The organism is candidate division KSB1 bacterium (assembly GCA_022566355.1).
Classification (GTDB): Bacteria; Zhuqueibacterota; JdFR-76; order JdFR-76; family DREG01; genus JADFJB01.
In genome coordinates this window covers 1-22,433 of the sequence record JADFJB010000080.1, presented here as the reverse complement: position 1 = coordinate 22,433, position 22,433 = coordinate 1, and the positions used below count along the sequence as shown (strand labels likewise).

The 22,433-nt window shown below is 38.7% G+C and carries 20 protein-coding genes and 2 tRNA genes; 21 read left to right on the top strand and 1 reads right to left on the bottom strand.

Going from position 1 to position 22,433, the window contains the following annotated elements; all coding sequences use genetic code 11:
• Positions 1 to 189: 189 nt before the first annotated feature.
• A complete protein-coding gene (locus IIC38_13750) occupies positions 190 to 1,374 on the top strand; it encodes a membrane dipeptidase (protein ID MCH8127004.1) in 1,185 nt (394 codons plus the stop codon).
• Positions 1,375 to 2,310: 936 nt separating this feature from the next.
• Complete coding sequence (locus tag IIC38_13745; GenBank protein ID MCH8127003.1) at positions 2,311 to 4,494, top strand: T9SS type A sorting domain-containing protein; 2,184 nt, start codon at positions 2,311 to 2,313, stop codon at positions 4,492 to 4,494.
• 324 nt (positions 4,495 to 4,818) lie between these two features.
• On the opposite strand, the gene IIC38_13740 is transcribed toward IIC38_13745, so the two are convergent.
• Positions 4,819 to 5,034: a T9SS type A sorting domain-containing protein gene (locus IIC38_13740; GenBank protein MCH8127002.1), complete on the bottom strand. Its 216-nt coding sequence runs from the start codon at positions 5,032 to 5,034 to the stop codon at positions 4,819 to 4,821.
• Positions 5,035 to 5,050: 16 nt separating this feature from the next.
• Here IIC38_13740 and IIC38_13735 point away from each other — a divergent pair, with 16 nt between their 5' ends.
• From IIC38_13735 to IIC38_13645, 19 genes are all read left to right on the top strand, one after another.
• Positions 5,051 to 5,359 (top strand): hypothetical protein, encoded by a 309-nt coding sequence (locus IIC38_13735; GenBank protein ID MCH8127001.1) that lies wholly within the window; start codon positions 5,051 to 5,053, stop codon positions 5,357 to 5,359.
• A 578-nt stretch (positions 5,360 to 5,937) separates the two neighbouring features.
• Positions 5,938 to 6,231 (top strand): tyrosine-type recombinase/integrase, encoded by a 294-nt coding sequence (locus IIC38_13730; GenBank protein MCH8127000.1) that lies wholly within the window; start codon positions 5,938 to 5,940, stop codon positions 6,229 to 6,231.
• An 85-nt stretch (positions 6,232 to 6,316) separates the two neighbouring features.
• Positions 6,317 to 6,390 (top strand) — tRNA-Arg (locus tag IIC38_13725).
• 45 nt (positions 6,391 to 6,435) lie between these two features.
• Positions 6,436 to 7,137 (top strand): tetratricopeptide repeat protein, encoded by a 702-nt coding sequence (locus tag IIC38_13720; protein MCH8126999.1) that lies wholly within the window; start codon positions 6,436 to 6,438, stop codon positions 7,135 to 7,137.
• A 94-nt stretch (positions 7,138 to 7,231) separates the two neighbouring features.
• Entirely contained in the window at positions 7,232 to 9,439 is a 2,208-nt protein-coding gene (locus IIC38_13715; protein ID MCH8126998.1) for a glycoside hydrolase, read from the top strand.
• A gap of 291 nt (positions 9,440 to 9,730) precedes the next feature.
• On the top strand, positions 9,731 to 10,180 hold the full coding sequence (locus IIC38_13710; GenBank protein ID MCH8126997.1) for a hypothetical protein: 450 nt from the start codon (positions 9,731 to 9,733) through the stop codon (positions 10,178 to 10,180).
• 18 nt (positions 10,181 to 10,198) lie between these two features.
• Positions 10,199 to 11,440: a transcription termination factor NusA gene (gene nusA / locus IIC38_13705; protein MCH8126996.1), complete on the top strand. Its 1,242-nt coding sequence runs from the start codon at positions 10,199 to 10,201 to the stop codon at positions 11,438 to 11,440.
• On the top strand, positions 11,440 to 14,115 hold the full coding sequence (gene infB, locus IIC38_13700; GenBank protein MCH8126995.1) for a translation initiation factor IF-2: 2,676 nt from the start codon (positions 11,440 to 11,442) through the stop codon (positions 14,113 to 14,115). The genes nusA and infB overlap by 1 nt, the downstream gene beginning before the upstream one ends.
• 20 nt (positions 14,116 to 14,135) lie before the next feature.
• Complete coding sequence (locus tag IIC38_13695; GenBank protein ID MCH8126994.1) at positions 14,136 to 14,417, top strand: DUF503 domain-containing protein; 282 nt, start codon at positions 14,136 to 14,138, stop codon at positions 14,415 to 14,417.
• 7 nt (positions 14,418 to 14,424) lie between these two features.
• The gene (rbfA, locus tag IIC38_13690) at positions 14,425 to 14,763 is read left to right on the top strand and encodes a 30S ribosome-binding factor RbfA (protein ID MCH8126993.1); all 339 of its coding nucleotides are present in this window, start codon (positions 14,425 to 14,427) and stop codon (positions 14,761 to 14,763) included.
• A complete protein-coding gene (truB, locus tag IIC38_13685; GenBank protein MCH8126992.1) occupies positions 14,712 to 15,440 on the top strand; it encodes a tRNA pseudouridine(55) synthase TruB in 729 nt (242 codons plus the stop codon). Before rbfA ends, truB begins: the two co-directional genes overlap by 52 nt.
• 9 nt (positions 15,441 to 15,449) lie before the next feature.
• Entirely contained in the window at positions 15,450 to 16,400 is a 951-nt protein-coding gene (locus IIC38_13680; GenBank protein MCH8126991.1) for a bifunctional riboflavin kinase/FAD synthetase, read from the top strand.
• A complete protein-coding gene (gene rpsO, locus IIC38_13675) occupies positions 16,400 to 16,669 on the top strand; it encodes a 30S ribosomal protein S15 (protein ID MCH8126990.1) in 270 nt (89 codons plus the stop codon). Before IIC38_13680 ends, rpsO begins: the two co-directional genes overlap by 1 nt.
• A 73-nt stretch (positions 16,670 to 16,742) precedes the next feature.
• Positions 16,743 to 18,845, top strand: coding sequence for a polyribonucleotide nucleotidyltransferase (locus IIC38_13670; protein MCH8126989.1), 2,103 nt, complete (start codon positions 16,743 to 16,745; stop codon positions 18,843 to 18,845).
• Between the two features lie 26 nt (positions 18,846 to 18,871).
• Entirely contained in the window at positions 18,872 to 20,140 is a 1,269-nt protein-coding gene (locus tag IIC38_13665; GenBank protein ID MCH8126988.1) for an insulinase family protein, read from the top strand.
• A gap of 3 nt (positions 20,141 to 20,143) precedes the next feature.
• A complete protein-coding gene (locus IIC38_13660; GenBank protein MCH8126987.1) occupies positions 20,144 to 20,944 on the top strand; it encodes a polysaccharide deacetylase family protein in 801 nt (266 codons plus the stop codon).
• Positions 20,945 to 20,995: 51 nt separating this feature from the next.
• A complete protein-coding gene (locus IIC38_13655; protein MCH8126986.1) occupies positions 20,996 to 21,391 on the top strand; it encodes a MerR family transcriptional regulator in 396 nt (131 codons plus the stop codon).
• Positions 21,368 to 21,442: transfer RNA gene (locus IIC38_13650), tRNA-Pro, on the top strand. The genes IIC38_13655 and IIC38_13650 overlap by 24 nt, the downstream gene beginning before the upstream one ends.
• A gap of 535 nt (positions 21,443 to 21,977) precedes the next feature.
• Entirely contained in the window at positions 21,978 to 22,352 is a 375-nt protein-coding gene (locus IIC38_13645) for a transposase (protein MCH8126985.1), read from the top strand.
• Positions 22,353 to 22,433: the final 81 nt, after the last annotated feature.

Here is a 22,433-nt window from a genome sequence, read left to right as displayed (position 1 = left end):
AAAACTGCATGTAAGTGTTTGTTTCTTCGCGATCTTTGCGCCTTTGCGGTAAGAATTTATGAATTATCCAGGTTAATTAATCGTTGAAACCATATTTATTTTGATAAATTGAATTTTTTTTAAAATAGTGGAGTCGCTAAATCTTTGTTATGAAATAAACATCAATCATCTTACTAATAGGGACTCGTTATGAAAAAAGCATTAGTCATTTTTTTTGTGATTTTGATTGCAATCATTAGCGTTGCCTGGCTTGCGGCTTCGTTCATCGTACCGGAGATACTCGATCGCAAATTCAACGCAGTACTACTACCGGAGGCAAAAGAGAGCCTGTCTGCCAGGGCGAAGGCGTTGCATTCCTCCCTTCTGATTGCCGATCTGCACGACGATGCTCTGATTTGGGGACGGGATTTGCTCCGGCGTAAAGATTATGGCCAGGTCGATTTACCACGTCTGCGGGAAGGGAACGTCGCATTGCAGGTTTTTTCCGTTCCAACGAAAGTGCCGAAAGAGCGCGGCCCCCACGGTACCCGCGCAGACGGTTTGAATCTGATCACGCTCTCGGCGCTCACACAAATCTGGCCGCCGGCAACCTGGTTCAGTCTCAACAGCAGGGCACTCTACCTCGCCGGACGATTGCATGACTTCGCGGAAGAGTCGGGCGGCGATTTTCGTATCCTGAAAACATCGGGCCATGTGGAGCAATTTCTCAGCGACCGGCAGCAAAATGTGCACTTGACAGCGGGGCTGTTGGCCATCGAAGGCTTGCACTCTTTGGAAGGAAATCCGGACAATCTTGAAAAACATTTTCGCGCCGGTTATCGGATTCTCGGCCTCGTCCACCAATTCGACAATGAAATCGGCGGCTCATCGTATGGTATTGAAAAAGGCGGCTTGACCGAGTTCGGCCGCATGATCATTCGCCGCATGGAAGCATTGCACATGACCGTAGATTTGGCGCACGCTTCTCCGGTACTCATTGATGATGTAATGGAAATCGTCACCCGGCCTGTTCTCGTTTCGCATACCGGGGTGCAGGGCACTTGTGACCGCAGCCGTAATCTGAGCGACGCGCACGTTCGCGCGATCGCCAGGACCGGCGGTGTCATCGGCATTGGGTTCTGGAGTGGTGCAGTCTGTGGGGTCGATCACGGCCAGTCGATTGCCCGCGCAATTCGCTATGTCGCAGACCTGGTCGGCGTTGAGCATGTCGCACTGGGCTCGGATTTCGACGGCGACAAGCTGCCCTTCGATGTAACCGGCATGGTTTATATCACCCAAGCCCTGCTCGATCAGGGCTTCGAAGAGGATGAAATACGCATGATTATGGGCGAAAATATTTTTCGGCTATTGCGTGAAGTTTTGCCTGGTGGCTGAAGCGCTACTTCAGGCGGACTGTATATCGGCTACCCATTTTGGGCTTTTGCTCTGGGACGTCGACTCCGGTGACTTGCAGCAAGTTGCTGCATTGAGCTTCTATTACGTTAATAATGATTGATTGAAAGCAATCGAAGTGAGATTACGTATAACAATTTGCTTTATCACATTTGAAACCATGTTCCCAATCTGCAAAGTTATCTATCCATCTAAATATCCAAACAAAGTTAAGAAAATCCTTGACTTTTGATTTCTCAACAAGTAATATCCTATCATTTGGTGGACTTCTAACAAACCATCATAATAGCTGAAGTTGCTTATGATATGTAAGACAATTTCATACTTTACTCTGTGAGATAAAAATGCACGATTTCTTAAAAATAATTGGATCCAACAGGGAACTTCAACATGTTGATAAATCTCCATCTACGTTATCTCACGGGTAAACAAAATCCTCGAGAAGCTCCTTTCGACTGCGCTCAGGACAAGCGGTGAAGGCGGTAACTTCCCGACGAATCGGGACAAGTCGTCCCGCGCATATTTATTTCAGGAGATTTCAGAGTGATTGGCCAAACCATCTCCCATTACAAAATCTTACAGAAGATAGGATAGGGCGGGATGGGTGTGGTATATAAAGCCCAAGACACAAAACTTGATCTTGTCGTCGCCCTTAAGTTCCTGCCTGCCAACATCAATGCTAATGAAGAAGATAAGAAACTCTTTATCCATGAAGATTTGAACAATAGCCTCTCTAAGTATTTCTTGACATCGCTATCGATTGGAAGTAAATTGTCATGGTCATATATTGTCTCTCCTTATAATGGAGTGACAATGCTATCTATATTTATTATTATTAAGCACTTACATCACTTATTAGCAAGTGAGAAATGTTAGTGATAATATTTAGAAGTATTAACTAAAATATGGAGGGAAGCCATGCGATACAACCGTTTTTTCTTCATTATTTTCTGTCAAATAACATTTTTATTTTACATCCCCAATAAACCAGTTTTTGCTCAGAATGATTTTTGGCAGAAAACCAATGGCCCGTTTGGTGGCCATATTAATGCATATGCCATTAATAATGATGGCCATATCTTTGCGGGGACAGTGGATCGTGGTGTATTCCGTTCGATGGACAATGGCGAATCCTGGCTGCAGATTAATACCGGTTTAACAGAGCCGGATGTTTTTTCGCTGGCCATTAATAGTGATGGTGACATTTTTGCCGGAACTTATAGCAGTGGTGTATTTCGTTCCCGTGATAATGGCGCAACCTGGAACCAGGTTGATACCGGCATTACACCAACAACGGAAAACTGGATTAGTGCTTTTGCCATTAATCACGATGGCGATATATTTGCAGGAACCTGGAGAGCGGGTCTATTTCGTTCTACTGATAATGGCTCCACCTGGGTTTATAGGGGAGTTGGACTACCAGATGCAAGAATTTTTGCTCTTGGCATCAATACATCCGGTGATGTTTTTGCCGGTACACTCAGAGGTGTTTTTAAATCGACTGATAATGGCGATAGTTGGCTGGAGGCCAATAATGGTTTGACCACGGCCGTGTACACACTGGCCATTCCATCAGACCGTGATAATACTCTCTTCGCGGGATCGGATAACGGTGTATATCATTCCGATAATAATGGTGTAACCTGGAACAGGCTTAACAATGATTTAATTGAAACATCCGTTCGTACTCTTTTTATCCCAACAGAAAGAGCAAGTGATATCCTTGCCGGTACAAATAAAAAAGGGGCTTTTCGCTCGACGGATTATGGGTTTACCTGGAACCCATTAGATAGCGGATTGAACAATACGGTTATTAACGCTTTTGCGATTAATCCCAAGACCCAGGATATTTTTGCCGGTTCCCGCCATACCGGTGTATTTCGATCTGAAGATAATGGCAATTCCTGGAGTCAGTTTAATAATGGCTTAACGGTAATAGCTGTGCATGCTCTTGCTGTCAATTCCAATACCGGAGACGTTTTTGCCGGCGCCGGTAATGGCGGCATCTATCGCTCCGATGATAATGGGTTCAAGTGGCAACAGCTGAACAACGGTTTAACGAATACGGATATTTCTTCACTTGTAACAAGTGGGTTTAATGAAGCTTTCGCCAGCACATGGAATGAAGGTGTTTTCCGATCGATCGACAACGGAAAAACATGGCACCAAATCAATAATGGTTTAACTGGGAAGCTCGTCTATACCCTTGCTATCAATAGTTTTGGGGATTTATTTGCGGGCACACTTAGTGGTGTGTTTCGTTCTTCAGATAAAGGCAATAGCTGGCAGCAGGTAAGTAATGGTCTGGACAATAAGGCTGTTTTTACACTTACAATTGATGTCAAAGGTCAACTATTTGCCGGCACCAATGATGGCATCTTCATATCAACCGACAATGGCCAAGGATGGACTAAAAGGAGTAATTTTTTAGACAACATTGCAGTGAGTACGATAGCAGTTCATGAAAGAGGCTACCTATTTGCCGGAACCAACAATAATGGCGTCTATCGCTCTTTAGACGATGGCAACTCCTGGCACCGTATCAATAATGGTTTAGCTAATACAAGAATCAATACAATGGGTATTCTACCAGGCTTGAATGGCGGCATCATTGTTGGCACAGGAGGAAATTTTAATGGAGTTCAATTCCGTGGTGTATATTTTTCAAATGATTTCGGCGACAACTGGAGCCGGTTTAATGAAGGCTTTCCTGAAAACATTGCAGTTTATACCATTGCCGTTGATGGTAAAGGTAATGTTTTTGCCGGCACAGATTATGGCGTATTTTTAAATGAAGCCTCTACAACATCTGTTAAAGAGATCTCGACTGAAGTGCCTGACCTATTTGCATTATCCCAAAACTATCCCAATCCCTTTAATCCATCTACTACAATTCGGTTCGAACTTGCACAGCCATCGAATGTCCGGCTTGATCTATTTGATATTGCAGGAAGAAAAGTCGCAACCATGATTAACAAAAACTTTGAAACCGGAACCTATTCTCTTGATTTTGATGCCGGGGGATTGCCGAATGGTATTTATTATTATCGCATGCAGGCAGGAGAGTTTGTAAAGACCAGGAAACTATTATTGTTGAAGTAGATTTTTTATTTTTAAGAATTGTTGATTTTCAAATAATTTATGTGCCTAATATGTACCCCAAGCATTTTTAGGTAGTCATACCGTCAAAAATAAAACACCGTAAACTCAATGTTTACAAAGTTCCAAGAGGCGGGGCGAGAGAATTTGAACCTTCGACCCCATGACCCCCAGTTCGGGAATCTTAATATTCAAATATTTATTTTTATTGGCTTTTTCCAAGAGACTCCTCAATGAAATAATTATTATCTCCTATTAATTCCCAATGACTCCAAAATATCACAGGGTTTAATAAACAATAGAATAATAATTGTTATCATTTTGATATTATTCTACTAAGACCATCTTCTTATTTTGAATAAATCCTCCGGAAATCATCTGATAAATATACATTCCTGTGGCAACTTTACTATCATAAGAATTTCTGCCATCCCAATTAATAGTATGATAACCAGTTTTGGTTTGCTGATTCTTAACCAGTATTATAATTTCTTCTCCAAGTAGATTATAAATCCTAATTGTTACGTTGCTATCAAAAGGCAAACCACAGGTTATAGAAGTGATTGGACTAAAGGATTTGGAAAATTCTGATATAATTCAAAATCTTCAGGAATTAAAAATTCGTCCTTATGAATTAATAGCAGTTGACGTAGATCGTTCGAAATTGCCCCTTTTAATTCAAATGGGAGCGTTTAATAGACGACCTTATCTGAACGGTCGATGGATCAAAGATAAAGAGAGAAAGCTAGGACACAGAATATTGCCATACAATCCAGAATTAAGAGAAATTACAAAGATAAATAGATTGCCTAATAAATTTGAGTTCATAAATTTATTGTTGAATTGCGAAAGTAAATGTATATTATAATTCATTGTTCTTTCAAAACATCAACAAAGGAGTTATGCCGGGGCCATTTTTAAAAAGAGTGGCAAATGGTATATTGACTATTATGATAACCTGGATAAACGACGCCGGGGATGTGTTGGATTTAGCAAAGTGATGGCCAAAAAGGCTTATGAAGCTAGAAAGGGTAAAATTGCACAGGGCAGATTCAACCTGGAGCTATAGGCAGCAGTGAATCTTTTTGCACATTTTTAATGAATACCTGTGCTATTCCCAAAGCTACAAGTCGTCTTACAGAGTCGGGTGATAGTTGCTAAACACTTGGGTAATCACTTCAAGAAGATTCCATTGGTTAAAATCACACCAAATCAAATTGAGCAATATAAACAACAAAGGTTAAAAGAAGGATGATGAAGTCCAAAGATTACTTCAAGAATGTTCATCCTGGTTGCGTCCCTATTGTACTCACGGCTGTAAAAACAAGAATCCGGATACGGGAAATATTGGATTTTGCGCTGGCAACATGTTCATCTAAATTCACAACTAATCACAGTTGAATGATCAAAATCAAAGGAGTTTCGTGTAATCCTTTTAATGCGATTTTGAAGCTACTAATGTTTGAATTACCTCGGAATAGTGACTATGTTTTTCCTAATGAGAATGGAAAGCCATTTGTCAACATACAAAAGGGCTTTTACAGTGCAGTTAGACGAGCCAGGATTGGTCATTTACGCTTTCATGATCTAGGACATCAGTTCGGGAGTCAACTCATAATGAGTAGAGTAGATTTGGTAACTGTGAAAGAGTTGCTAGGACATAAAGATATTTCTGCGACTATGCGGTATGCTCATTTTAATGTCGAACGCAAACGTCAGGCGGTGAACCCTTTGCCTTAAGGTTTCCGATTTCATGGTCACCAAATGGTTACCAGGATTAAATCGTCAGAAAAACAGGCTCGTAAGTTATTGTAAATTAAAGAATGCCCCTGTAGCTCAGTAGGATAGAGCACCGGTTTCCTAAACCGGGTGTCGCAGGTTCGAATCCTGCCAGGGGTACAGATTGTGGAAACAGGTATTTAAAATAAGACAAAAGGATAATCAATGTTAAAACCTAAAAGAAGGTTAAAAAGAAGAGAAATTAAAGAGGATAAATTTGTTACATTTATTGCGAATGCTTCCGATTTTTTTTCAGAAAACAGCAGGAATATTATAATGGGTGGAGGAGCGTTGATCCTAATTGTTGCCGTTGTCTTTTTTATGATGAAAAGCAAGCAGAACGCCAATCTTTCCATTTCAGCTAAATTGCTTCGTGCCGAAGAATTGTATCATCAGAACCAATATGATGCATCCATCCCCATTTTACAGCAACTAGTGGATGAGTATTCCGGTGGCATCCTTAAAGCCTTGCGCCCTAAAAACGCCGGAATTGCTACCTATTATTTGGCCAAAGCCAATTATGCAAAGGAGAATTATACGGAAGCCAAGCGTTATTTTGCGATGTACAATGACGATTATGCAGATGATGTGCTATTTGTGAGTGCTTCCCATGCTGGCATTGCTGCCTGCTATGCGATTGAAGGAGACAAAGAAAAAGCTGCCGAAGCATATCAAAAAGCATTTGATGAAAATCCGAATTCTTTCTCTGCGCCTGAGTTTCTTTTCTCTGCAGCAAATAATCATATTGAGCTCCAAAATATTACAAAAGCACAAACCTTACTACAAAAAATCATCGATAGTTTTGAGACATCGCCAATTGCCCAAGATGCAAGATTATTACTGGCAGAGATCTCCAAAAAATCCTAAAGTTACCGATAATTAAATTCAACTTATCATAGCCGGAAAACTTCCGGCTTTTTTTTTGTTAATTTATAAAAACAAACATTATTTGGAGAATAAAGTGAAGCACCTAAAGGTGGCATTTCTCTGGCACCAACATCAGCCTAATTACTATCATCCGGGTAAAGAGATATTTATTTTGCCCTGGGTTCGGATGCATGCACTTAAGGATTATTACGATATGGTAGCTATTTTGGATGATTACCCTGAAATACATCAAAATGTTAATTTAGTTCCTTCACTACTGGCGCAGTTGCAGGATTACATCGATGACAAATGCCAGGATCGAATAGAGATACTAACGAATAAGAATGTGAGTGACTTAACACAGTCTGAGCAAATACAGATCCTCAAATATTTTTTTCAAGCAAATTGGAAAAACCAGGTTGAAATTTACCCAGGGTATAAAAATTTACTACAAAAACGCGGTCGGCATTTTGATCCTCAAAATCCTCAAACAGCGTTAAACAATTATTCAAAACAGGATTTTTTAGATTTACAAATATGGTTCAATCTTTCCTGGGTAGGAGAAATCTACAAAAAGAAAGAGCCGTTTAAATCACTAATAATAAAGGATCATGGATTTTCTACGGAAGATAAAATAAATCTAATGAAAGCCCAAAGGCAATTGTTAAAGAATGTGATTGAGAAACACAAAGAATTACTGGAAAATGGTCAAATAGAATTATCCACTACGCCATATTATCATCCAATCTTGCCGTTATTATGCGATAGTTCGATTGCTAAAGAATCTCAGCCTGGTATACAGTTACCGGAAAAATTATTTCAAGCCAGGGAAGATGCAGCAGATCAAATTAAGCGTGCGATACATTTCCATGAAAAAATATTTGGACAAAAACCTTTGGGTATGTGGCCGTCTGAAGGCAGCGTAAGCGAGGAAGTAGCGGAATTGTTTGCAGCGAATGAGATGAATTGGATTGCAACGGATGAAGAAATTTTATTTTCAACCTGGCACAAATTGGGGTGGCAAAATAGATCCAGGGAGGAATTATATCAAAGCTGGAAATATGATTCCACTTCAGGTCCCATCAATATTTTTTTTAGAGACCATGAATTGTCTGATTTGATTGGATTTGTTTACCAAAACTGGGATGCAGAACAAGCGGCCAATGATTTTATCACAAAGCTAAAAAATATTCGCAAAAATATTATTCATCGGTTTGGTGAAAAAAGATTAGATAAAGCTATTGTCTCAATCATATTAGATGGTGAAAACTGTTGGGAATTCTATAAAGAAAATGGCAAGCCATTTCTGCAAGCGTTATACAGCTCACTCACAACTGAACAAAGCCTTAAGACAGTAACTTTTAGCGAGTATTTGACAAAATCAGAAGAAAGCGAAAAATTACCAAGGCTTTTCCCCGGATCGTGGATTAACCATAATTTTGCTATTTGGATCGGCCATCCGGAAGATAACCAGGCGTGGGATTACCTGTATAAAGCACGTCAAGCTTGGCAAACTGCTAAAAATTCCGGTTCCTATTCTGATGATGTTATTGCACAAGCACATGAGGGTATTTTGATTGCCGAAGGATCGGATTGGTATTGGTGGTATGGCGATGATCATACCAACGAAAATGCTGATGAGTTTGATGAAATATTTCGACATCATTTGATCAGAATGTATGAACTCCTTAATCTGGATGTACCGGCTCATTTGTATCAATCGATTCGCCAGGGAGGACATAAAAAGCATCTATCTTGTAAACCAATGGGATTCATCTCGCCGGTTATCGATGGTATCGAAACCAATTACTTTGAATGGTTAGGAGCGGGGAGTTATGACACCAAGGTTCAAGGGGATTCAATGCATCAAATGTCTCAATTTGTGGAGTCAATTGATTTTGGATTTGATCTTAATAATTTTTATATAAAAGTAATAACCGATCAACAGTTTTCAAAGAAACATTTGTTTGATTATGAAATTGAAGTTTGTATTTTTGAACCCGGGAGAATAAATATCCTTGTCAACCTGGGCTCTTTGGCTAAAAAAGGAATGAATAACAGTTTGTCTGTCAGAAAGAATGGAAAATCGATTGACAACCCTGTTGGTATTAAAGCCGCTTTTAAATCTTTTCTCGAATTGAAAATTCCATTTGATGATTTTGATGGAGCGCCCGCTGACAAAGTCCAGTACCAGATTAAGTTATTCAGGAATAAGAAATTGATTGAAAAATGGCCAAAAGAAGAACTGATTGAATGTGAAATCCCCGGCCCGGAATTTGAGAAAATCGAATGGCGGGTATAAACTTCTAACTGTTTTGTCACCACTAAAATTCTATCCAAAATATTTTTTATAATTTATAAACAATTTGATGTCCTTTTGTTTTTATTTTCTATGTTTTTAGCTCTAGAAATGTTATTAATCAGGTGTTTCGGTTATACTTGTCAAAGGCTCCAAAAAATTGAGAAAAGAGATGAAATGGAACGGCTTATCAATATTACAATAAATTTATTGCATTCCAGATCATTAAGCTTTATATTTTCAACTTGAAGTGGGCCAAAAGCCCACTTTTTTGTTGCTTAAAAATTCAAGATTATGGAAATACCAGAAAGGATTAAAGCACTTATTTCTCAGGAACTCGAACAATATAAAGCTGAGTTAATTGATTTGCAGCTTAAAGGCAACCCCAGACGATTTCAACTTTGTATTATTGCTGATAAAGAAGACGGTATTTCAATTAATGATTGTGCCGATATTTCCAGGCGGCTTTCACAAAATCCGGAATTGGATGAACTGCTTGGAGCCAATTATCAGCTGGAAGTTAGTTCCCCGGGTATCAATAGGGCTTTAAAAACCGAAGCAAATTTTCGGTTGAAAATTGATAAAGAATTGGAAGTTTTTTATTCAGAAAACGATATGAACAGGAAAATCAAAGGTAGATTATTTGAGGTTTTAAAAGATGGTATCTATATTGAAGTGGATAACAAACAAGTCTTTGTGCAATTCAGGCAAATTATTAAGGCAGTCCAGGCATTGCCTTGGTAAAAGAAGGAAGAATCAAGGATGAGAATAGATATTTCAGACGCAGTTTCACAACTCACAAAAGAGAAAAATATTGACCGTGAGTTGATGTCCAGTATTATCGAAGAAATAATGGTAATGATGATTCGGAAAAAATATGGTTCCGAAGAAAACTTTGATGTATTTGTAAATATCGATAAAGGTGAAATCGAGATTTATCAAAATAAAACGATTGTGGAAGAAGTTCTGGATTCTAATTTGGAAGTGGATTTGGAAACAGCAAGAAAAGTTGAGCCGGATCTTAAGGTTGGCGATGAGTTTATTGAAATAGTAGATCCTCGTTCATTTGGACGGAGATTGGTAATTGCCGCAAAACAACATTTGAATCAAAGACTTCGTGAATTGGAAAAGAACCATATTTACGATGAATTCAAACATAGAATCGGTGAGATTATCGTTGGTGATATACGGCAAATAAACCGGGGCAATATTTATCTTAACATCGACCGGACAGAAGTGGAATTGCCGAGAGAAGAACAAATTCAGAATGAGCGGTATCGAAGAGGAGAAAGCCTCCGGGCAATTATTAAAAGTGTGGAATCTACTTCAAGAGGCCCTGAAATTATCGTATCAAGAAGAGATCCGCAATTTCTAATCAGACTTTTGGAATTAGAAGTTCCCGAAATCTACGATGGTGTTATAGAAATCAGGGATTGTGTACGAACTGCTGGTGAGCGAGCAAAGATTGCAGTTTATTCCAATGACAAAAGAATTGATGCGGTTGGTGCGTGCGTCGGGATGAAGGGTATTCGAATTCAGGCCATCGTACGTGAACTAAATAATGAAAAGATAGATGTCATTAATTGGAGCAGTGATCCTGAAATTTATATCACTCGCGCTCTCAGTCCTGCCCGCCCTATTTTTGTTACCGTGGATGAAAGGAACCATTCTGCGACGGCTATTATTGCTGATGAACAGGCTTCTATAGCAATCGGCAAGGGTGGTGTAAATCGTAAGCTTGCATCCAAGCTTGCCGGGTATGAAATCGAAATCCTTAAAGATTCGGAGCATCGGGAAATGTTATCTCGTGCTCACCAGACTTTGGAAGAAATAGATGTTGGAGGTATTGGAAAATCCGTTCTTGCAAAACTCCAAAATGCCGGAATTAACACTATTGAAGATGTTCTTCGATCAGGAGAAGTCAAGTTAAAGGATATTCAAGGTATTGGGAATAAAACTGCTGAAAAGATAATGGAATCAGTAAGAAACTTTGTTGAAGAATAATGGCAGAAATAGAAGAAAAAATATCTTTACCCGAGATAAAGCAAAGAGTTATTAAAGTTGCAAAAGAGCTTCATGTTTCTGTGGAGTCTCTTATGGGATTTCTCAAGGAAGAAGGTTTTAAGGTTAAAAACCATATGAGTATGGTAACACAAGAGATGTATGAAAAAATCAATGTAAAATTTAAAAAGCCGATAGACGAAACTGCAGACGAAACTGAAGATTTTGACTTCCAAAGCAAAGCCGAACTTCGCCGTGAGAAAGAGCAAGAACGATTGGATTTTATCCGACGGGAAATTCAGGAAATAACCGACACCAAAGTTGATAGCCTTGATGAGGTGCGAGAAAAGGCTGTTCAAAAACAGAAAGAAGAAAAAAAACGCAGAGCAGAAGAAAAACAAATAAGAGCTGAAAAAGCCAAAGAAATAGCAAAGTTAAAAGAAGAAAAAGTCAAGAAAGTAAAAGAAAAAGCTGAAGCTCCGTCAAAACCTAAATCGAAAGATTCGCGCTTAGAGCGTTTGCTGGATGCGGAAATATCTACTTTGCCAGTCGGGCATGTTGAACCTTGGACGGGTAAAAAGAAGCCTGTAGTTGTACCTGAAAAAGAAGAAAAAATCGCTGAAACGCCAGATGAACCCATTGTAACAGAACCGGAAGTGGAGGGTGAAACTGTCAAAGAAGGCGAATCAACTGCAGCCGAAATTGAAGCGTCCAAAGATCAGGTGGCTGGAGTCGCTGAAACAAAAGATGAAGATAGTAAAAAAGACAAGAAGAAAAAGAAACGAGAGAAGAAAAGAAAAGTTTCTGCAGAAAATGTTTCACAAGCAATTCGAAAAACAATGGCCTCTATGGATGATAAGGGTAAGCCAAAAAGAAGAAAGCGAGCAGCATCTCAAGAACAGGGTGAGGAAGAAGAGGTTGCAGAAGGAACGATTCAAGTCAGTGAATTTGTTTCTGTTTCCGAATTGGCGCGTGAAATGGATGTCGAAGTCAACGAAGTCATCAAAACATGCCTTGAAATGGGACAGCTTGTTTCTATTAACCAACGCCTTGACATGGACACCATCATTATGCTTGCCCATGAATTCGGTTTGGAAGTAGAAGAAGTTGAAGAATACGGCCAGAATTTTATAGAAGAATTGGAAGAAGAAACCGATCCATCGAAGCTTGAAACGCGGCCTCCAATTATTACGATTATGGGTCATGTCGATCACGGTAAGACTTCTTTGCTAGATCATATCAGAAACAGTAATATCGTTGCCGGTGAAGTTGGAGGCATTACCCAGCACATCGGCGCTTATGTTGTCGATGTTGAGGGTAATCAAATTACATTTTTAGATACACCCGGCCACGAAGCTTTTACTGCTATGAGAGCTAGGGGTGCACAAGCAACGGATATTGTTATTCTAGTCGTTGCAGCGGATGATAAAGTTATGCCACAAACAATTGAAGCCATAAACCATGCCCGCGCAGCCAATGTGTCGATGATTATTGCCATTAATAAAATGGATAAAAAAAGCGCTAATCCCGAAATGATTAAAACCCAACTCTCTGAACAGGATATTTTGGTTGAGGATTGGGGTGGAAAATATCCATCAGTTGAGCTGTCTGCCAAGACCGGTGAAAATGTAGACAAACTTCTTGAATTGTTAATATTCCAGGCTGAACTGCTTGATTTAAAAGCTGATCCTAATAGACTGGCTAAGGGTGTCGTCGTGGAAGCTGAATTGGATCGTGGTAAAGGGCCAGTAGCCACGGTTTTGGTGCAAGAAGGAAATTTAAAAGTCGGCAACCCAATCATCGCTGGGTATATTTCAGGTAAAGTTCGTGCTATGTTTGATGAAAGAGGTCACCCGGTAAAAAAAGCCACTCTGTCTACACCGGTACAGGTTTTAGGTTTTGATGAAGTTCCTATTTCCGGAGATTTTTTCTATGTTTTGAAATCCGATAGAGTTGCAAAAGATATTTCATCGAAGCGGCAACAATTAAAAAGAGAACATGATTTTCGATCGTCCGGTCCTATGTCGTTGGATGAATTCTCTCAGAAAATGCGAGAAAGAGGGTTAAAATCACTTAAACTCATTGTTAAAGCAGATGTGGCAGGCTCTTTAGAGGCTTTGAATGACTCATTGGTAAAACTTGGCAATGAGGAAGTTTCTATAAATATAATTCACAAATCAGTTGGTGAGATATCCGAATCAGATGTATTGCTTGCTTATTCATCAGAAGCAATCATCATTGGGTTTCATATCAGGCCGAATGCCAAAGCCAGGGCTGTAGCGGAAAAAGAAAATGTAGACATCCGTACTTATGAAATTATTTATGATGTAATCAATGATGTGGAAAAGGCACTGGAAGGATTGCTTGAGCCTGAAGAAAAAGAAGAAATTATTGGTGTTGCGGAAGTGAGAGAAACATTTAGGATTCCAAAATTCGGTTTAATTGCCGGTTCATATATTCAAAGTGGAAAAATGGTTCGGAATGATAAAACGCGTGTTATTCGTGATGGCGTTACTGTTTACCAGGGTTTGATTTCGTCTTTAAGGAGATTTAAAGATGATGCAAAAGAAGTGCAAAGTGGTTATGAATGTGGAATTGGAATTCAGGATTTCAACGATATCAAAGTTGGTGATACTCTTGAATCCTTCAAAATCATTAAAACCAAAGCTAAGCTATAGGTTGAGCCATATTAGCGATCATGCTTGGATACTTCCAGATTGAGATTTATATTCCTACTGCACTCTCTTTAAAAGATAAACGCTTCGTAATCTTGAGTTTGAAGGACAAAGTAAAAAAAAAGTTTAATGTTTCGATAGCTGAATTAAACGGTGGTGATTTATGGCAGCGGTCTACGATCGGAATGGCAATGGTTTCTAACGATCAGAATCTCATTAAAAACTGTTTTGATAAAATTATGCGGATGCTGGACCAGGATGATCGTTTTGAACTAATCGAGAGAAAAATAGAGTTTTATAACTGATAGCAAAATGGCACATAGGACAAGAAGAGTTGCCGATTTATTAAAAGAAGAGATTTCGCTGATTATTCAACGTGGAATAAAGGATCCCCGAATTGGATTTATAACTATAACTCATATTAAAATGAGTGAGGATATTAAACATGCAAAGATTTATTTTTGCACATTAGAAACGGAAAATAATAAATCTGAGGTTTTAGATACTTTAAATAATGCTTCCCAATTTATTCGTGCGGAATTAAAAAAAGTGGTTCATCTTAAATATATTCCATATTTGAAATTTTTTATCGATGATACATTGGAATATGTGAAAAAGATAGAGCATTTAATCGAAAAAACGAAAGAATAGTTAAAACGAAAACTCAATTCGATGCAGGTAAGATTGTTAATATCAATAAACCGATTGGATTTACTTCTTTTCAAATTGTTAAGAAAGTGCGCGGCCACTTCGGGATTAAAAAGGTAGGTCACACCGGTACACTAGATCCATTTGCAAGTGGTGTTTTATTGATACTCACCGGAAAAGCGACAAAAAAATCTGAGGCGCTGACCGGTATGGAAAAGCAATATTTGGCTGAAATTGAATTTGGCATTGAAACTGATTCTTATGATATAGATGGAAAAATAACAAAAACGTGTGACGAATTGCCTAATATAAATCAAGACCAAATTGAATCTGAATTGAAATCGTTTGTTGGCGACATTAAACAAATACCCCCCATGTTTTCTGCAGTAAAATATAAAGGCAGGCGTCTTTATAAATATGCAAGACAGGGAATAAAGGTAGATTTGAATCCTCGCAAAGTACGAATTGAAAAAATAAATTTGGTCAGTTTTGAGTGGCCTTGTATAAATATTGATGTAACCTGTTCAAAAGGAACTTATATTCGTTCGTTGGCTAATGATCTAGGTAAGAAAATAGGGACCGGAGCTTATTTAAAATCTCTAGTCCGTACAAGAATTGGGCCTTATTATTTAAAGGATTCATACGAATTAAATGACTTATTGAAATTGAGAGAAGTTTAAGTAGCAGATATGAATGTTGTCAGAGGTCTGGGAAAACTAAAATTAAAAAATTATTCCGTTGTAACGATAGGAACTTTTGACGGCGTGCATTTGGGGCATTTGGAATTGCTGAAATTTTTAGCTAAAAGAAAACAGCCATATGAAGGTGAATCGGTTTTAATTACATTTGATCCTCATCCTAGATTGGTACTCAATAGTGGCGATCCATCGTTTAAAGTAATCACCACCCTGGAAGAGAAGATTAATTTGATAAAAAAAAGTGATGTGGATACACTTTTAATACTTCCATTTACGAAAGATTTTTCCAAAACTACCGGCCAGCAGTTTATTGAAAATATTTTAATAAACCAATTGCAAATCGATGAAGTAGTGGTTGGCTACGACCACGCATTTGGGCACAAACGATCTGGGAACATTGAAATGCTGCAACAATATGCAGATAGAAATGTTTTCAAGTTAAAAGTTTTAGAACCACATATTGTTCAAGATAATAAAGTTAAAAGTTCTTTAATTCGAAAGTATCTACTCGCCGGAGATGTAAACAATGCAAATGAATTATTGGGTGAAACATACCCCTTGTCTGGTAAAGTTATTAAAGGAATTGGCAGAGGCCGGCAATTGAATTTTCCTACGGCAAATCTTGCTCCTAGCGATCCCAATAAACTTGTTCCCGGGAAAGGTATTTATATTGCAAAAGCTTTGCTTCATAATCAGTGGTACCCGGCTGCTGTGAGTATTGGAAATCGACCCACTTTTAATGAACATGAGGTTACCATCGAAGCCTTCCTAATCGATTTTGAAAGAGATATTTACGGAGAAGAACTAACGATTCATTTCATTCATAGAATTCGTGATGAATTGAAGTTTAATTCGGAAAGGGAATTAATTGAACAAATGCATTTAGATGTTTTACAAACAAGAGATTATTTTAATAAATCAGAAATTCTTATGGAGGATTAATGTCATTAGCCAAAGCCCAAAAAGCTGAAATTACAAAAAAATATGGCAAGAACGAAAAGGATACCGGAAGTGTTGAAGTTCGGGTTGCTCTGCTCACAACAAGAATAAAAGAGCTTATTGAGCACTTTCGCCAGCATTCGAAAGACCACCATTCACGAAGGGGTTTGCTTCAAATGGTTGGTCAAAGACGCCGCTTGTTGAATTATTTGAATCGAAATGATATTGAAAAATATCGATCACTCATCAAACAATTAGATATACGTCGTTAAACAGTAACGATAAATAATAAACAATTACGTGAATAAAATTCCCTTTAATTATTATTGGGGCATGGAGGCCTAGATGGTTATTAGAAAAGAAATGGATTTGGGTGGTAAGCAATTGATTATTGAGACTGGAAAGCTTGCCAAATTAGCAGCCGGTTCAGTTACGGTTCAATATGGAGATACATTAATCTTGGCTGCGGTTACCGCCTCTGAGGAACCCAGGGAGAATATTGACTTTTTCCCGCTTATGGTTGAATATAGAGAGAAAGCATATGCTGCAGGAAAAATTCCAGGCGGTTTCTTCAAACGAGAAGGTCGGCCTAGCGAAAAAGAAACGGTTAGTGCCCGTTTAACCGATCGACCAATAAGACCATTATTTCCTAAAGATTACCAAAATGAAGTTCAAGTAGTTATTTTTGTATTGTCTTCGGATAAAGAAAACGATGCAGATGTTTTGGGCACGATTGGTGCATCTGCTGCATTATCCATATCATCTGTGCCGTTTCAAGGACCAGTTGGATCAGTTAGAATTGGAAGAATCGATAGGGAATTTGTAATAAATCCGACTTTCCAGGAACTTGAAAACAGCGATATTGAAGTCGTTCTATCAGGTACTCGTGATTCAATATTGATGGTTGAAGGATGGAGTGAGGAAATTTCAGAAGAAGATATGGTTGATGCACTCGAGTTAGGACACAAAGAAATCGTTCGCCAGGTTGAATTACAAGATGAACTTGTTAATGAAATAAATCCTGTTACAAAAGAGTATACTCCAGTTGCAGATTCTGAAGAGCTTACTTACATCGTCCAGGAAAAATATGCGGATCGCATAAAGAAAGCCCTGGAATTTACTGACAAATCTGAACGAAGTGAATATTTAAAAGAAATCAGAATAGAAGCTACTAAAGATTTAGAAGAATCATTTCCGGATGATCTTGATAGTATCAATCCGATCATTGGTGATATCCTAAAGGATAAAATGAGAGAACAGGTCTTAACTTCTTCAAATAGAATCGACAACCGTGGTTTGGATGATATCCGGCCAATAGATTGTGAAGTTGGTTTAATTCCAAGAACGCATGGCTCGGCTCTATTTACACGTGGACAAACTCAGAGCCTTGCAACCGTTACTTTAGGAACCAAAAAAGATGAACAGAGGGTTGATGGTCTCGGTGATGAGTCCTGGAGGCGTTACATGCTGCATTACAATTTTCCACCATTTTGTGTTGGAGAGGCGCGTCCGATTAGAGGCACTAGCAGGCGTGAAGTTGGGCATGGGCAATTGGCCGAAAGAGCATTGAAATGCCTAATCCCGGATGAATCCGAATTCCCTTATACGATTCGGATTGTCTCTGACATAATGGAATCAAATGGCTCATCCTCCATGGCGTCGGTTTGCGCGGGTTCGCTATCTCTTATGGATGCCGGGGTACCCATTCGTGAGAATGTTGCCGGTGTAGCCATGGGACTAATTGTAGAAGGCGAGCAGGTGGCGATTCTGACAGATATCCTTGGCGATGAAGATCACATGGGAGATATGGATTTTAAAGTAGCTGGCACAAAAAGGGGACTCACTGCTTTTCAAATGGATATCAAAATAAAAGGAATTACTTTTGATATCATGCGAACCGCCCTGAGTAAAGCGCACGAGGCAAGACTAAAGATCCTGGATATTATGAATGCTGTCATGAGCACACCCAATAAGGAAATGTCCCAATATGCTCCAAGAATCACAACAATACAAATTCCAGTGGATATGATCGGATCGGTTATTGGACCTGGTGGTAAAATGATTCGTGAAATTATTGATAAAACCGGGGCTACTATTGATATCGATGATGACGGCACAGTAATCATTGCTTCTGTTGATGAAGATGCTAGCAAAAAAGCGAAGGAGTGGGTGGAAAATTTAACGGCCATTCCGGAAGCTGGGAAAACCTATAACGGTACGATTAAAAAAATTACAAATTTTGGCGCTTTCGTTGAAATCCTGCCGGGAAAAGAAGGGTTACTGCATATTTCCGAGATCGCTCACCAAAGAATTAACCAGGTTGAGGATGTTCTAAAAGTTGGTGAAAATCTCGATGTTAAAGTATTGAAGGTCGAAGGCGGCAAATACAGTTTAAGTCGAAAGGCATTAATTGAAAAACCTGGTTCAGAAGAAAATAATAACAAATAATTGCGCTTAAAATCTCGATGAAACATATGGCAATTGTAGAGAATATAAAAAAAACAAAGTTATCAAATGGAATCCGGGTCCTAACTGAAAAAATCCCATATGTTCGTTCTGTTTCCATAGGGGTGTGGGTACTTGCCGGTACCCGGGATGAGAATCTACAAAATAATGGTATTGCCCACTTTTTAGAGCATATGGTTTTCAAAGGGACTAAAACCCGTACTTCACTTGAGCTTGCCGATTCATTAGAATCACTGGGTGGACAAATTAATGCCTACACAAGCAAAGAACACACTTGCTATTATGCGCATCTTTTGGATGAAGATCTGGATATCGCAATCGAAATACTTGCCGACATGATGCTGAATTCAAAACTATCAACAGGGGATATCCAAATTGAAAAAGATATCGTATTGGAAGAAATTACCGAATTAGAAGACGATCCCGGCGAATTGGTTCATGAATTTTTTCTTCAGTCCCTGTTTCAACCGCATCCAATGAGTTATTCGATTTTAGGTTCTAAGGAAACGGTCAAGGAAATTATTCAAGAAGATCTAATTGATTTTCATATTTCGAATTATACCGCAAATCGAATCATTATTTCTGCCGCAGGAAATGTCGATCATGACCAGGTATTGAATCTTGTCAATAAATATTTTTGTAACATTCCTAAATTGTCCAATAGAAAGAACACTGCCCTTTCTGCAGAAAATCCTTCACAGTCTATCTATGAAAATAAGTTTCAGCAAGCTCACATTTGTCTTGGAAAACGTATTTTCAATTATGCTGATGAACGTCGGTACGCTTTAATGGTTCTGAATACAATCCTGGGCGCCGGGATGAGTTCACGGTTGTTTCAGAACATTCGGGAAAAACATGGTTTGGCTTATTCCATATATTCATTTGTAGATTTCTTCCAGGAAGCCGGTATCTTCGGTGTTTATCTTGGAACAGATAAAGAAAAAATTGATCTGACACTCGATCTGGTTAAAAAAGAACTTCAAAAATTGATTGATGAACCCATCCCTAAAGACGAACTATTCAAGCGAAAAAATCAATTGAAAGGCAACCTGATTCTTGGCATGGAAAGTACTTCAAACCGAATGGATCGATTGGCAAAAATGGAGATTTACCACGGTAAGTTTATCCCGTTGGAAGAGACCATAAAAGCCATAGAGACTGTGGACCAGGATCAGCTTATTGAACTCGCTTTTGAGTTGTTTCAGGAAAGTAAGCTATTCTATACAATCTTTAAACCCACGGGAAGCCATCCGTCACTAACTATGAAAGCCGGGTAATCCATGAGTTTTCCGAATAGGCAAGACAATACGGTCATTCTTGCTTATCATCACATTTGCAATTTTTGGCATCCAACCATTGCACGGGTTTCTCCAAAATCTTTCAAAACTCAAATCAAATATCTTCAGCAGGCAGAATTTTCTGTTCCCACACTGTCTGAATATTTTAACAGGAGTTTTGATAATCTTCATAAGAAAAGTGTACTGCTGACTTTTGATGATGGACTTCGGTGTTTTTACAAAAATGCATATGAAATTCTGCTGGAACGAAAAATGAGAGCCACGATATTTGTGGTCACCAACTTTATAGATAGGAGAGGAAGCTGGGATTATTATGATAGTTCCGGTAAATGCCGACATTTGAATTGGAGTGAACTTAAAGAGCTATGCAACCAGGGGTTTGAAATTGGCAGCCATTCCTGCAGCCATATCGATCTAAAACCCTCACCATCGAAAAAGATTGTAAATGAATTGGAGGTCTCCAAGAAAACATTGGAAGATCGATTGGGAGTAGCTGTGAATTTCTTTTCTTATCCGTTTGGACGATTAAATAAAAAAATTGAAGAGCTGTGTTTACAGGTGGGTTACACAGGGGCGGTAACGATGAATCCGGGTGTTGTAAATGGTAATTTATTCGGTTTAAACCGGAAAGCAGTATACCTGTTTGAAAGCGATAGACAATTTCATTTCAAGGTGAATCAAGCCAGCTCCATGACAGAAAAAATAAAATTAAAAGCCATCAATACTTTTTCCATGGGAACTATCATTCTGAACAACCTCAAGAATCCTGTAAAAAGCACTTGATTATTGAGAGCAATATTTATACAATAAAACGCTTGCTCAAGGAAATATGCTATGCGAACTATGCCGATACAAAAATTGTATTATTCGATCAGCGATGTCAGCCAGGTTACCGATGTTAAACAGCATGTATTGCGATATTGGGAAAGTGAGTTTCCCGAATTAAAGCCGACAAAAAACCGGGCCGGCAACCGAACTTTCAAATCTCGTGACGTTAAAATCATATTTTTGATCAAGCGGTTATTGTATCAAGAGAAATTTACAATCGACGGTGCAAAGAATAAGTTGCGTGAACTGATTCAGGATGAATCAAAACTCGACGAGATCCAATTTGACCAGACCAACGAGCATGTTAAAACACTCATTCAAGATTTGCGAGGAGAGTTACTGGAAATAGAACAAATAATTACACATGAAGACAATGATCGGGGCGTAGCGCAGTCCGGTTAGCGCACATGACTGGGGGTCATGGGGTCGGAGGTTCAAATCCTCTCGCCCCGACTCTTGAAACCCTGTAAACGTAAAGTTTACGGGGTTTTTTTATTGATGTCATGATACGATAATGTTAATTAACGTTATCACTATTGACCATCGATAAGTATAAGAAAATACAATAAAGTAGAGTAACAGCAGAAAAGAGAAAAGGAAAGATCTAATCAAAAAATTGTGTATGATTTCATATAAAAAAAGCTATTTGTTTAATTTTTCTTTCTTAAATATTCTTTTGGAAATTTCAACGACTACAGGATTAGCCTTTTGATATGTAGTTCATATGAACCATGAAAATGTGTTTTTCTTTTTTAAGGTTCGAATAAGAAACCGCGTCAAGTCTTTTATAAGATATTCTAAAAATATATTTTGGATAAATATGTTTAAACTGTTTCGGCAAGCTTGAGTCAAAAAGCCAAGACCCTCTTTATCAAAATATGTGCCTACATAAACCATAATAGTTAATAGATAACATCATTCTTAGAACTAAATTCTGATCCAAATATAGCTAGGGTAAAAAGCCAAAACACAATTTAGTTGATTTCGAATTTACCAGCAAACACATGAAGTTAAACGTTGTCCCCAAGGCTATGCTCCAGAGAAAATCAAGCATCATAAAAAGGGTACGCTCACTGCAATCTGGACAAAAGAAGTTTGTGGTAACTGTGCCATCTTTTCATCATGTGCAACACAAAAGGGTAAAAACGACTATCAATTACGGTACAATCACAAAGAGGTTAACGTTTCTTTCCGTCGCCGCTATGAACAGAGTGAAGCCTTTAAAGAGAAATACCGGTATCGTTCCGGAATTGAAGCAACCAACTCTCGCTTTATTCACATGACAGGTGCTCGCAGAATGCGCTACAGAGGGTTAAAACGAATTGATTATGCCGCCCCCCGTTATAAAAGCGCTAGGGATTAATATGTTCAGAGCAGCTAAATTCATGGTCATGCAGGCGGAAAGCCTGTGCTATGCGTGAAAATGCCGCACGGTTTTTTTCTA